At 46.2% G+C, this 13,842-nt stretch carries 13 protein-coding genes; 2 read left to right on the plus strand and 11 right to left on the minus strand.

All coding sequences use genetic code 11. The features are described from left to right. Window positions 1-10: 10 nt before the first annotated feature. Window positions 11-1,192: a glycosyltransferase family 4 protein gene (locus AC58UX_RS06510; protein WP_497250671.1), complete on the minus strand. Its 1,182-nt coding sequence runs from the start codon at window positions 1,190-1,192 to the stop codon at window positions 11-13. A 171-nt stretch (window positions 1,193-1,363) separates the two neighbouring features. Here AC58UX_RS06510 and AC58UX_RS06515 point away from each other — a divergent pair, with 171 nt between their 5' ends. Both AC58UX_RS06515 and AC58UX_RS06520 read left to right on the plus strand, forming a co-directional pair. After that, entirely contained in the window at window positions 1,364-2,500 is a 1,137-nt protein-coding gene (locus AC58UX_RS06515; RefSeq protein ID WP_497250673.1) for a GGDEF domain-containing protein, read from the plus strand. Between the two features lie 137 nt (window positions 2,501-2,637). Beyond that, window positions 2,638-3,579, plus strand: a complete 942-nt coding sequence (locus tag AC58UX_RS06520; protein WP_497250675.1) for an aldo/keto reductase family protein — start codon at window positions 2,638-2,640, stop codon at window positions 3,577-3,579. Between the two features lie 51 nt (window positions 3,580-3,630). Here AC58UX_RS06520 and AC58UX_RS06525 read toward each other — a convergent pair whose 3' ends face one another. The 10 genes from AC58UX_RS06525 to AC58UX_RS06570 all read right to left on the minus strand — a co-directional run bounded on the left by AC58UX_RS06525 (window position 3,631) and on the right by AC58UX_RS06570 (window position 13,776). Beyond that, window positions 3,631-3,927 (minus strand): DUF6509 family protein, encoded by a 297-nt coding sequence (locus tag AC58UX_RS06525; protein ID WP_497250677.1) that lies wholly within the window; start codon window positions 3,925-3,927, stop codon window positions 3,631-3,633. A 92-nt stretch (window positions 3,928-4,019) separates the two neighbouring features. Continuing rightward, window positions 4,020-4,295: a transporter suffix domain-containing protein gene (locus AC58UX_RS06530; protein ID WP_497250679.1), complete on the minus strand. Its 276-nt coding sequence runs from the start codon at window positions 4,293-4,295 to the stop codon at window positions 4,020-4,022. A 165-nt stretch (window positions 4,296-4,460) separates the two neighbouring features. After that, entirely contained in the window at window positions 4,461-5,435 is a 975-nt protein-coding gene (locus AC58UX_RS06535; RefSeq protein ID WP_497250681.1) for a formylglycine-generating enzyme family protein, read from the minus strand. A 41-nt stretch (window positions 5,436-5,476) separates the two neighbouring features. Next, on the minus strand, window positions 5,477-6,013 hold the full coding sequence (locus tag AC58UX_RS06540) for a chromate transporter (RefSeq protein WP_497250683.1): 537 nt from the start codon (window positions 6,011-6,013) through the stop codon (window positions 5,477-5,479). Between the two features lie 17 nt (window positions 6,014-6,030). Next, window positions 6,031-6,678, minus strand: a complete 648-nt coding sequence (locus tag AC58UX_RS06545; protein ID WP_497250685.1) for a chromate transporter — start codon at window positions 6,676-6,678, stop codon at window positions 6,031-6,033. A gap of 490 nt (window positions 6,679-7,168) precedes the next feature. Further along, window positions 7,169-8,017 (minus strand): glycoside hydrolase family 43 protein, encoded by an 849-nt coding sequence (locus tag AC58UX_RS06550; protein ID WP_497250687.1) that lies wholly within the window; start codon window positions 8,015-8,017, stop codon window positions 7,169-7,171. 48 nt (window positions 8,018-8,065) lie between these two features. Continuing rightward, entirely contained in the window at window positions 8,066-8,815 is a 750-nt protein-coding gene (locus tag AC58UX_RS06555) for an MgtC/SapB family protein (protein ID WP_497250689.1), read from the minus strand. An 8-nt stretch (window positions 8,816-8,823) separates the two neighbouring features. Beyond that, window positions 8,824-11,064: a glycoside hydrolase family 88/105 protein gene (locus AC58UX_RS06560; protein ID WP_497250691.1), complete on the minus strand. Its 2,241-nt coding sequence runs from the start codon at window positions 11,062-11,064 to the stop codon at window positions 8,824-8,826. Window positions 11,065-11,078: 14 nt separating this feature from the next. After that, a complete protein-coding gene (locus AC58UX_RS06565; RefSeq protein WP_497250693.1) occupies window positions 11,079-12,878 on the minus strand; it encodes a hypothetical protein in 1,800 nt (599 codons plus the stop codon). Then, window positions 12,829-13,776: a sugar phosphate isomerase/epimerase family protein gene (locus AC58UX_RS06570; protein ID WP_497250695.1), complete on the minus strand. Its 948-nt coding sequence runs from the start codon at window positions 13,774-13,776 to the stop codon at window positions 12,829-12,831. Before AC58UX_RS06570 ends, AC58UX_RS06565 begins: the two co-directional genes overlap by 50 nt. Window positions 13,777-13,842: the final 66 nt, after the last annotated feature.

A 13,842-nucleotide genomic window follows, 5' to 3' on the forward strand; every position in this document is an offset into this window, starting at 1 on the left:
TTAGTAAACTTTATTCCTGTTTATCTGCTTCTTCTTGATCGTTCTGATCTTTCACTTCTGTTTGCTCGATCACCTGATAGCGTTCATACACACTTTTCAATTGGCGAAGCACGCGATTCAATGAGTACGTTTTTTTCGCTTTTTCCCAAGCTGCGCGGGCCAAATTATAGCGGAAGCTAGGATCGATGACGACTTTCTCCAATGCATTGCTCAGCGCCATAGCGTCCCCAACTGGTACAAGCAAACCGTTATGCCCATGCTCAATTTGCTCCGCGATCCCGCCAACATTCGTTCCGATCAATGCTAGCCAGCACAATGCTGCTTCCGCGAATACAGATCCGAAGGCTTCAGCCCGAGATGGCAGAACGAACACATCGAAGAATGGCATGAACTCTTCCGGATGAAGCATATACCCGTAAAAAATCGTATCTTCATAAATATTATGCTCGATCGCTAGCTTCTCCAGCTCTTCGCGGCTCGGGCCATCGCCAATGATATGCAGAACAAATGGATGACCTCGCTTTTTCAATTCACCGCAAGCGATTAGCAGTGTATCCAAGCCTTTGGCTGGAACTAGACGGCACACAGTGATAAATTGCGTCACTTGATTTTCATGTGAAATCGGACGAAAACGCTTCTCATCAAAGCCATTTGGAATCACACCAATGCGTTCACTATCCTGCACGTATTCAGCCATGTATTGCTTAAACGAATTCGAAACCGTAATAATCTGATCTACCTTTGCTTCAAGCTCCCCATAGATCTGGGTAAGGAATTGATGCTCAATCCCATTCTCAGCAATGCGACCATTTAGAATGAGCTCTCGCTCAAAGCTGGAGTGGATCGTCAAAATCACAGGTGTATCTGGAAAAACCTGTTTCATAACCAGTGCAGCAATAGGATGATGGGCATGTATAATATCAAATTTCTTCGAAATTCTGAGCTTCGTCCACCATACGTAATCTTTATAGGTCTGAATGTATTTATCGATGATCGGGTTCCCGGCATACTTCCGCCAATCGAATGTAGCGAAATTTACGTCTTCCGACCCTTTGCCGCGAATCCGTTTAGGCAGCGAAAACAGTTCCATTTCCCAACCTTTTTTATTGAATCGTTCCAAAATATAGGGAACCATGGATGACACCCCGCCCGGTTGTTCCGGGGGGAAAAACAATGCTTGCAATATGTTCATTGCATGAGCCCCTCTCCCAAATCCTTGAGCTTACTTTCTTATTGTAACCTGTGCCTCGCGAATAGAAAAGAGAACACGACCATAACAGCACAAATGTTCTATCCCTCTATCCTTTTTTCCTTTATAATAGAGTCTAACTATGCCGAAAAATTAGTCTTCTTGGAGGAACACATGAACGTCATGGATCTTTTTTATGGTGAATTAGCTTCATTTATGTCGCATGCAATGATCATTGTCATGGTTGCTCTCATGTTTGTCATTTCACTTCGATTGTTCCTAGACCGACGCAAAAAAGCGTATATGTCCATGACGATATCGCTTATTTTTGTCGGAGGACATTATTTGCTTCAATTATACTTAATGATTGCAGGGATCGATACGAGTCTAACCAATTATGTGCAGCAGATGCTCAAAATTATTTCATTTGTACTTATAAATATGGGGATTTATCAATTATATAATCGTACGAACCGCAAGCAGTACATATTTTTCTACGGGTTAATTATCATGGGGTTTGTTGTATCGACGCTCCATTTTATCGTTCCAAATCTATATAGCGGGACTGAGCAACAGGTACGGCTTTTGCAGGACATTGGTCTGGAACTATACGTGTTCGTGCTGATCTTTCTCTGCTTCTATATGATTCCGCCTTACATCGGTCAGCAAATGAAATACCAACTGGCGTTGACGGTCTATTTTATTTTTCAGACGATTCATCTTCTGAACACCTACATGTATGACAGTGCCCAGCCCGTGTTGAGCTTTGCTAGCCATTTAGTGCCCATTATTTATTATTTTCTCTTATTTATGATTCTCTTCGAACGTGTCATCGAGCTCATGCAAGCGATCTACAATTCATCCATTACAGACGGTCTCACACGGCTTTATAATCGCAAATTTTTCTATAATCGCGTTACGCAGCACGTTCAGCGCCATTTACCTGTGTATGTTTTGTTCAGTGATATCGATAATTTCAAAAAGTTAAACGATACACAAGGCCACCAGATGGGTGACAATGTCCTCAAGCAAGTCGCGCAAATTATGAAGGACGAAGCGGAAGAATGCGGCATTGCCGGTCGATATGGCGGTGAAGAAATGGTCATCATGGTTTCCGATCCCAGTATCAAAATGGACGCATTCGCTGAACGTATCCGCAGCCGTATCGAGAAAGAGACCATTGTAACGGCCAGCATCGGGTATAGTAAATATAAGAACGGCTTGAGCGCCGAAGAACTGATTAAACAAGCGGATGAAGCGATGTATCGTGCCAAGACAACTGGCAAAAACAAGGTCGTGAAGTTCGCTTAACTTGCTGGGTCCACTAGGTTACGTACCTTTAGGTAAGTAACTCACTTGCTTTTCAGCTCTTACGTCAAAGGGATTCTTTCTTTATAATAGCAAATGTAAATATTAATTCATGAAAGAGAAGGAGACTGATGAACAACATGCAATATCGTAAACTTGGAAATAGCGGTCTCAAAGTGAGTGAAATCAGTCTAGGCAGCTGGCTAACCTATGGCGGTTATGTTGGCGAAGACCCTGCTGTTCGTTCCATTGAGCAAGCCTATGATCTTGGTGTTAACTTTTTCGATACAGCCAATGTGTATGAGCGTGGGGAAGCCGAGCAGGTTATGGGTAAAGTCTTATCTGCTTATCCTCGTGAATCTTACGTTCTAGCTACAAAAGTTTTTGGCAAAATGGGCGAAGGCCCCAATGATCGCGGGCTCTCTCGCAAACATATTAGAGAACAGGCTGAAGCAAGCCTGCGTCGCTTAAATACGGACTATGTTGACCTCTACTATTGTCACCGCTTTGATACGGAAACGCCACTGGAAGAAACGCTTCGCGCGCTGGACGACTTGGTTACCCAAGGCAAAGTGCTCTACATTGGTGTAAGTGAATGGACGCCGGCTCAAATTGTTGAAGCCTATGCCATTGCTGATAAGCTTTTGCTCGATAAGCTGATCGTGAATCAACCCATTTACAATATGTTTACTCGTTACATTGAAAAGGAGATCATCCCGCTTGGCGAAGCGAAAGGCTTCGGTCAAGTCGTTTTCTCTCCCCTTGCACAAGGCTTGCTAACAGGCAAATACCGTACAGGACAGCCGATCTCCGCTGATAGCCGCGCAAGCAGCAAAAACTGGGATGAAAAGCAGCTAAACGAAGCTTCTCTTCAAAAAGTTGCCCAATTATCCAGCATTGCGGATGAATTAGGCATCAAAGTCTCCCAGCTAGCGATTGCTTGGATTCTGCGTCAAAGCAACGTATCCAGCGCCCTCGTTGGCGCTAGTCGACCAGAGCAAGTCGTTGAGAACTGCAGCGCAAGTGGCATCCAATTGACGGATGACGTGCTTAGCAGCATTGAGGTTATTTTACAAGGATAATTTAGGGCACGCTTGCCAACAAAAAAAGAGGAGCATCAGCGCTCCTCTTTCCTATTCATGACCTTCCGTATAGTGCTCCTTACAGAAAGCTTCCACGACCGCGACTTCATCGTCCTCCAGATCAAAATCCAAATAAAGCTCCGTAGTTTTCTCGTATAGCTCATATTTCATAAGTGCTGACTTTTCTTCGGTCACATTGTAAATGGCTCTAATATATAAGCCGCTCTCGGAATATAGCTCATCATCTTCTTCAACTTCAATATCGATCATAAATTCATATCGCTGTCCCGTCAAAATCCCAAAAGGATCCTTAACCGCTTCAACTGTGTAGGATGTAATTGTAAACATCGTAACGCCCCCTTCTCTTCTGCACCTGTTAGTATACCCGAAATAGGCACAAAAGAAAAAGAGCAGTATTCCAAAAGTAGGAACACTGCTTTCTATACGTCATCTTGTTTGATCGTTGCCTTATCTTGTTGTTCTGTCACTTGCTTACGTTTCCAGTTTTTCGGATTGAGATAGCTTCTATATTTCTTTGCAACCTCTTTGCCTACTAGAATTCCACCGGTCCAGAAAGTAACCTCACTAACGATCAACAAACCGGCTATCCACCGAGCCATTCCACCTCCCGTGTGTACGAAAAATGGAATTGTAAATGCACTTATAAATGTAACCAAGGATAAAATTAATAAGCCGAAGCCAAGCTTTTTGACCACTTAAGTCCCCCCCTTTGTGCTAGTTACTTACGAGATGCGCCCCAAAGTGGTTTCATTTTTCAACAAATTACTTGTTCATGAATTTCCCGGGAAATTAGAATTGCAATGTCTCGTACACAAATAAGCCACCAATTCCCTAACGGAAAAGGTGGCTTTGAATGTTAACTACAGGGCATCAGCCGCACAGCGGAATCCAATATTGCCCGTTGAGCTGTCTGGTGTGTTTTTACTGCGAGCCGCGACGCGATAGCGATTGCAGTACGAACGATGGCACAGGTACGAGCCGCCGCGAAGCACACGTGTATCGCCAGAGGGAGGACCAACCGGGTTGTCCCGTTTGCCCTTCACATGATAGTTCGGACTGAACCAGTCCGAGCACCATTCCCACACGTTGCCTGCCACGTTATAAAGCCCAAAGGCATTCGGCTCAAAAGCTTTGACAGGCGCGGTACCTGCGTAGCCGTCACTTTGATTGTTTTTGTCCGGAAATTTCCCCTGCCAAATGTTACACATGTGTTTTCCGCCTGGCTTAAGCTCGTCTCCCCAAGGATAGCGCTTCTGGGTCAGCCCACCGCGAGCGGCGAATTCCCATTCGGCTTCTGTTGGCAGACGTTTGCCAGCCCATTTGCAATAGGCCATCGCATCCGACCAAGACACATGGATAACCGGGTGATCCAAGCGGTCTTCAATATGCGAGTCAGGCCCTTCCGGATGCCGCCAATCTGCCCCCTCAACCACCCACCACCACGGGGTTTGTTGGACGGTATTGGTTACAAGCTTCGCCGTCGCTTCGGACACGAACAAATGAAAAACAAACGACCAGCCAAAAGACTCGGCCTCTGTTGTGTAATTCGTTGCATCTACAAATTGCTTGAATTCCGCATTCGTGACTGCGCAAGGATCTATGTAGAAAGGACTAACCGTAATTTCTCGTACAGGACCTTCCCCGTCAGCTGGAAAGCCCTCGCGATCGTCAGTCCCCATCAGGAATTTCCCGCCAGGAATTCGCACCATGCCTTCTTTTCCTTTTGAACTCGACGCTGTAGCTATATCTACTGATATTGATACCTCTGACTGCTGCGATGGCTGCTCGGATGACGCACGGCTTGCAGAACAGCAGGTTGGTTTATTCGGTTCCATAACTGTCGTCCTCTCACTTTCGTTCTATCAGATGAATGCTATTAACTAAATATAGCAATTCCGACCAGCGCCGACAACACAATCGTTGCGAATGGATTCCACTTGTACTTATGGACAAGAAGAAACACGCCAGCGGCAATCAAAATGGTGAATAACACCTGCCATGTGAATATATTTTGCGTACGATCGGAGAAACCAAAATGAATAGCTGCGTAGACGATTAATCCCGTTACAACCGGTCTGAGACCATAAAACGTCGTGTGTACCGCTCGGCTTTGATATATTTTATAAAAAAAGGAAGAAATGATAAGAACAATGATAAGTGACGGTAATACCATCCCAATTGTTGAAATAATAGCACCTAAAATCCCATCAGTCCGGTAGCCGATCAGGGTTGCTACGTTCGTAGCAATAGGACCTGGAGCCATCCCTGCAGTGGCCACACTCTGCGCAAAAAGCTCAGAAGACATCCAGCCATGCTGCTCTACCTCATGTTGAATAATTGGAATCATCGCATAACCGCCGCCGAAAGACATGAATCCTATTTTCAAAAACGTAATAAAAAGCTCCCAAAGCATCTACTTCCCCACCTCTCTTATATACCGTCCGCGATAAAATAATCGTAGTAGGTGTAGCCGTTGTTGGATGTGCCCACTGGTTCTTTATCTTTTTCCAGGCGAATTTGCAAGCCGAATGTTTCTTTCACTTTGACAAAAACAAAACCTATAAACAATCCTATGAGAATCAAAAAGAGCGGATTGATTGGTAGGAACAGTAGAATCGCTATCGTGCTTACCGCAGTTACTAACGTTGTTTTATCAAAAATAGCCGAACGAGCCATATTGTACGCTGCCAACACGATGAGACCGATAATTGCGCCATGAATGCCTTTGAACGCGGCTACGACCTTCGGTTCCGATTGCATAAACGCCAAGAAAATACTAAGCGCTAACGCGATTAGAAAGGTCGGGAGCGCTATGCCGATGACGGCTGCCGCTACTCCAGGTATGCCTGCCATGCGATATCCGATGAAAGCAGATGCATTTACGCCGATGCCGCCTGGCGCTGATCCCGCGATTGCCACGATATCGTTTACTTCTTCTTCCGCGATCCAAGCTCGCTTAACAACCACTTCCCGCTCAATCACGGGAATCATCGCGTAGCCCCCGCCAAACGTGGAAGGTCCGATTTTGAGAAACGTCCAGAATATATCCAAACATAGATGTAGTTGATTTTTTCGCATATGGATTCCTCCTCAGGCCCATTTGTATGGTACCTTAATTATACTCCACTTAACTTCAAAATGGAATAAACATTTTCGGAATAAGAGTAGGCGCGTTAATCAACTTGCGAAAATGGCGCAGAATTAATTCCTTTAATCCGATAGACTCACTTAGTTTAAATCAATTTGAGATTAAGTAGCGAGTGACGGAGTGAGTTACTCGAATTCTTCGACTAACGTAGCATCAATTACTCCCCAATCACCCTTTAGTCCGAGATTACCAAACTAATTTCACTCTCAGACGCTGCAAATCTGAATTAGTCCGAATTAGCCTAACTAAATCGCCCCAAACGCCCGCCACCCGCAAAAAACAGGCATTTAGTTCGGCAGAATCTAACTAATTGTTCTTTTTTGAGCGTAATCCTCGTTTTAGTTCGGAAAAATCGAACTATCGCCAACACGCACAAAAAGCCAAACGATGATACTTCATCGCTCAGCTTTTCTTTGCACTTCACTCTAACTCGCTGTGACTCCCACGCAACTTCAGCACCGAACCGTGCCTCGCCCCCTTGGGCACATTCACTTGGTCGCTCACATCTTCCCACGTATTCAGGTCCGTTGAGCGATAGGCTCCGTAATACTGTTCATGGAAGCCGTCAACAAGCAGAATCCATTCCTTGCTGCCGTTCTTCTCCACAGCATACAGCGTCGGTCCCTCCGTCAGCGCCGGCGTTATCAAATCAGATATACCGGTGAATGTCGGCGTATCACTCGCTTCTTTCGCGACTAGACAGGAACGAATCGCTTTGTGGGCTGTTCCTTTTTCATTATGTCCGCGTTCATCTTTGAACAGCATGACATAATGCTCCTCATCCAGAACCCTCAGTGTAGCATCGATGACGTTATAGCCTGGATCAAAGAATAGCTGAGCTGTCGAGAATTCCCTAAAATCCGTCGTTGTCACTGACCAGATGCGATGATTCCGCTCACCTGTTCCAACTGTCGACGACCATACAATCCGGTACGACTCCTTAACCGTATCGTAGAAAGCTTCCGGAGCCCACGCATTCTGCGTCTCAGGTAGATGCTCCATGACTGGAATCAGCTTGGCATCCTGCCATTGAACTAGATCATCAGACCATGCATACCCTAGACTTCTGCTATTCCAACCATCTGTCCACAGGAGGTGAAACTTGCCTTTAACATCTTGCAGGATGAATGGATCACGCAGTTGCCCTGTTCCTACAGGTGATTCCCAAGCAGCGCCTCTGCCACTCATGCCGCTCCATGCATATCCGTCCTCACTTGAGGCAAGAAACAGCTTCTCTTCTTTTTCGGTAAAATAGCTAAATACATACATGTTTGCTTTGGCTCCTTGGTGTGGAAAGTTGGCGCTGTCCTAACTAACCTACGCCGCCTGCTTATGAAAGACGAAATTGGAAGCTTCCACGCTGACAACGATGTCCATCGCAGAGATTTGCTCATAAGCCGCGAGCAGCTTTTCATACTTTCTACATCTGACGCTGAACACCAGATGCATCACGGGGACGCCCCCAGCTTTCTCATCGACATGAGAAGGTGTAGATGAGCTCTCCGGCATCATTTTAAGATTAAGCACCTGTATGCCCTGCTCCCCAAAACGAGAGCTCACAGAGCTCAGGAAGCCTGGTTGTTCATTGATGATAATGTCCACTTCATGTGTGCGGCGGTGCCTAAGAATGTGCTTCTCCAGCTTATTTAAGACATATAGACTGATAAGTACTAAACAGGTACAAACCAGCGCGCCGGTAATAAAGCCTGCACCTACGCTCAAACCAATAGCAGCGACCAGCCACACAGATGCGGCCGTCGTCAATCCTTTAATGACATTGCCGTTTCGTAATATGGCACCAGCACCCAGAAATCCAATACCGCTGACAACCTGCGCGGCCAACCGAGAGGGATCGATTCGGACGTTGGGTTCATTCACAAATTCAGAGAATCCATACTCCGACAGGAGCATGATGGTCGCGGAGCCCAAACATACTAAAATGTGTGTTCGAAAGCCTGCCGCATGATTGTTCCATTCCCGTTCAAGCCCGATCAAACCACCTAGAACGACCGCCAGTACCATTCGTATGATTAGATCCAGATGACTGATTTGCCATACACTACTCATGGCAATTGTCATTGCGTAACCTCAATCGGTTCTGCAAGCCATTGTTTTAATTTCACAACTTCAGAACCCGCCAGCATCATAATGCCAACCCCGTGGTTGTCGTTCTTGACGGTGAGGAGGTCCTTTTTATAATAATCGGCGGTAAATGCATATCTCGAGCCACTGCACACACCGTGCACATTGCCCTGCGCATCAATGGCAATACGTGTCAGTCCATTCCATGCCTTCAAAGCACCTTCAATAAACCGCTGTGGCTCGTTAAGCCAGCCAAAACGCACACCACGTGCAAAAGAGTAAGCAAACATGGCTGTACAAGATGCCTCTTCATACGCATCTGAATCGTTCAACACTTGATGCCATAGACCGCTTTCTGCCTGTAGATCCGCATAACCTCCGCACAGATCGTTAAAGAATCTGATTAGCTCAGGTCGAGCTTCATGCGTAGCTGGCAATGCCTCCAATACCTCAGTTAGTGAAAAGAGTGTCCACCCATTACCACGCCCCCAAGGGATGCCCGTTGCCATGCCATATTTGAAATCAAATACGTGTGACATGATCCGCTCCTCAGGCATGTACAAGTATTTACGGAACAGCAAGAATTGTTTAGCCGCTTCATCCAGCGCTTCACTCTTGCCCGTGATTCTCGCGTAACGGCATAGGAATGGCGTACTCATGTAGAGATCATCCGCCCACATCGTATTCTCCGAATATTCATCCGCACAAATCCGATAAAAAGCGCCATCTTCCTTGCGCTCCAACTTATTGAAGATAAAATCAGCAATTCGATTAGCTATTGGCATAAAGCCTGAAGCTTTATCTGCCTGATACGCCTCTAGCATCGCGGAGCCAAAGGATCCGCAGTTATCGAGCATTTTCATCATGACCAATTGTTGATTGATGGCTGGGAACCCATACTGCTCACGATCCCATAGCGAATATGCGAACATATCCGTACAGCTTTCAACGTGTTCCAGCGCATACTGGGTAATATCAGCTCGCTCTAATAAACGGCCCGTTTGAAGAAGCCCATAGATCGTAACACCGAGCGGGTAATCCCAACGTGCAAAATTCGTAACATTCCCTACCGTCCACTTGTTGCTCAACATAGCATTCTCATAGTAAGGACGAATCCACGTGTCTGGCTGGTCCAAACGCCAATACGTTTTCTCGTCAGCTTGGTTATCCAACGCATACAATCGATCTGTACGTACCAAGTCTTCATAAGGGATGACCACATTCGCAGCTAGAGGACCAAGATATAACCAAGACTCTGAAGAACCATGAATGTGCTGCGGTGCGCTAAATGCGACTACCTTCCCACCAATTGATGCCTCTAACGTGTAACCCCATGAGTTATCTTCACTAACACTCCGAATGACAAGATCATGCCCACCGAACGAAAGCGGAACTTCCACTTGGAACCTGCCCGTTTTTCGAATATCAAGCACCTGTTTGCCGTCTAACCACACAGTTAGCGGACTTGCTGCTTGCCCTTGCAGTAGGCACGATTCATGCTGGGCGTTGACATTGTTCAGCTTCGTCCAAGCATACGCCTGCTTACCAGGCTGGATGCCAAATAATCGCTCACAAGCAGGCATGGAAAGCTCGTTCTCGTTCCACTCACAGGTTGGCAGCCAACTTAAACCGTTATTCGTTTCCGAGGACATCGCATCTGGTAAGGAGCGTCCCTCGAAAATATCAGTGTCGACAGGTTTAGAAAACACCCATCCGGCTTGCCCTTGCCGTTCTGAAAATGGCGCAAGAACATTCAGAATGCGCACCTTCGCTTCATCGGAACCGAACAAGCAGCCAAAGCCGGCAGCCGTATGTTTTGCTTTGATGAAGAGACGATTCCAGCCTTTGACGAAATTCAGATTCAATTTTACAATAGCATCCTTCTTGATCTCATCAATCACATTGGAACGATACGTCATCTCATCATTGAAATAAAACTGAATTGGCCCCAGACAGTTGAACAACACGTCGAGGTTGCGATCATTGTCACTCCAAACTAAGGCATAGGCATACGATAATTGGCCTGGCTTTGCATTCGGAAATCTAAGCCCAAGGTTAAGATCAAACATGCCGTTTCCATTTTGCAGAATACCTGCTCGGCTAAAAGCGCGAAACGCGAAAGGAACAGGTGGATTCGCACCGATGTATCGATCAGCAAGCACCTTCAACGTTTGTTTATCGTTATGCCCTAAACGGGCTTGAATACTTTCTAGTTCATTAAAATAGATCGTCATAATGGACTTCCTTTCTACAGTAGACGGATCTTAAATGTGCGATCGAATGGTGTAACCAAGTTGACATGGACATATTGGCATCCTGAAGGATGATGATCTTCACGTACGCTAGGCAAGAAATGCTCATAAGCACCAGATGAAATTTCGATGACATCTCCGTCTGCTTCATACGTCATCTCTCCGCTTTTGAAGAAGTACTTGCCATCCTCGCCAGCCATCAAATCGCTTCCACTCAACGTTCCTTCTTGCCCAAAAATGAATGTCAATTGCGTGAACACATCTTCACGCTCGTCGGAAGAGACGTGGATCGTCCACTCGGAATCGCCTGAAGTAATTTCCGCTTGCAGCGCAAGCTTCTGCGAATGCGTCATTGGACGATGCTGATGCGGCAGCAAATACCAAGGGCTGAGCGTCGAGACTTCCAAGGAAGCAGGCAGCAAATGACGCGGGATTGGGCCGTTGTAGCCTTTGTCCAGCACACTCTCTAGCTGATAAACGCCTTCATTCGCTGTCAGATCTGCGAACTTCACAATGCCCGGCGAAAACGAAGTAGCTAGTTTAACGCCTAGCAGCCTAGCTTTCCCATGGCGAATAGCGAGGAAAGACGGTGTCTGCGACATGATCGTCACACTTTGCTCCCGGTCGCGGATACGAACTAGCGGAGCTCCGAACGTGAGATGCATGCTGCTGTGCTGAATTTGCATATGATGGCCAACCTCATCAATTTGCGCCAAATGTTCCTTCAGCGGATGCTGTGCATTTAATACTTTCACATAACGATCAAGCAAAGGTGCTCGTTCCAACTGCGAAATATCCGCTTCCGGGTACACGAGCATACTCATCAAAGGATGGTTGTTCACGCCTTCATAGAAGCCTTTGATGAACGATCCTGCGTAATCCGCCATCGCAGCAAAGACAGGATCCTTGTCATGCGCAGCCATTAAGCGGTAAATCGGGTAATAGTTCGCCATCGTCGCCGTCTGACCGAAATCTTGTCGTCCCGAGTAATCGGTGACAACCTCGCCAGTCGGATGGATCAAGTACATCATCATACGAAGATTGCGACGTACACTTTCTAATAGTTCAGGACGGTTCATCAAACGACCTGTATGATAAAGCGCTAGATCGCTAACCGCGTTGTAAATTCCGTTGCTGCGCTCTGTCCATTCACCATCTTCGGTGATATCTAGACCTTCAGCCAGCCAGTCTTCCGCTCTAGCCACAAGCTCAGGCTGCGGGAAGATTTCATGCAATAAAGAAAGAGCAGCCGTAATGACCCAGCGATGATTTGGCGTGTGACCACCGCCAGTGAGCATAGCTGGAATCGTGCGCTCGAGGAAGAGCTTCAGCTTATCAGCAACAGGAGCTGCTTCTGCCCAGTCGTGCTTGTGCAGCAGCTGATACATCTGTGTAACGCCACCTACAACGAATGCCGTATCCGGGGGTGAATTATAATTCGTTGAACCGAGTGAAATCGTTCCATCTGCATGCTGTCTGTTCAGCATGAAAGCAGCCGCTTTATCCAATGCATTCAAAAGATAAGTATCATGATAATAACGAGAATCTGGATTAACCAAGGCAGATGCCCATCCTGCGATTATCCGCGGTGTACTCATGTGGTTAGCTCGGGCAATGCCCGTTTCATCTTGAATGCCTCCGTAATATTTGGATTGCGGATCAAGAATCTGCTGCAGAAGCGTAGCTTCCGTTAGTTCATCATTCAGGCTTACTAAGTGATTATAAATAGCGTCCACGCAGGTCACCTTACCCTTTCCTTGCTGCAATTTTACTGGTGATGAGGTTGTGACTTTCATGAATCTCATGAGGCTCGCACAATGCTTTCAGCTCATATACTTTGACTTTGGCATAATCAATCGCTTCTAGGAAATGGTCAAAGTAGTGCAAGTCCTTGCTATGAACATATGGGCACCAGTGATCAACAAGCTCCAGCGTTTCATGGATGTGTACCCCATAGATGTATTTCTTCACTTCCTGCAGTTCTTTTAGATTATCGTACAAGCCCATTCTGTCCATCATCATCGCGTGGCCGATATCGTACCATAAATGTACCGGGCTGCCTGCCAGGTTTTCACAGATTGTCTTGGCCTCCATTAAGGAAGGCATCTGATAGGATCTGGAGCGAGTCTCAATGCCAATAGCGACATTCCAGCCTTGTTTTGCGGCATGCTCACTCACAATCTCCAAGCTTTCTTGAATTCTTTTCGTATATATCGGACTTAAACGGTCTCGTCTCTCACGCATGACGCTCCATAGCTCCTGATACTCCGGTGAATCCTTCCCGTGATCTCCGTACAGCTTTTTCAAATCGATATCAATATTATAATCAAAAGGCACTTCACCTGGATGCACGACGACCGCTTTGGCGCCATAGCGATTGGCATATTCCATGGATCTGATCAGCAGCTCTACAGAACGTTTCCGCTTCTCCTCATCATCAAAGCCCAACATAACGGAATCTGTGTCATAATCCTTATCATTGATGAATGGGAAAACATTGTGCACGCTAGATACACCAATCTCCCCCTTTTCAATCATAGGTTCAATCGTTGTCATGAATTCTTCCGTCACATTATAATTCAGCTCGACATAGCGAAAGCCCAGCTCTTTAATTTCCTCAATCATGCCGCGTCCTACCGTATGCTTCTTGATGTTCCAACAGGTTGAAAAGGAATATTCCCCTTTATCGATCATGCCTATTCCTCCTAAAATGTTGTTACAAAAGAAAGGACAGAATTCCCTTACTTCCATGAAGGGGTA

Source organism: Paenibacillus sp. J22P90 (assembly GCF_059692195.1).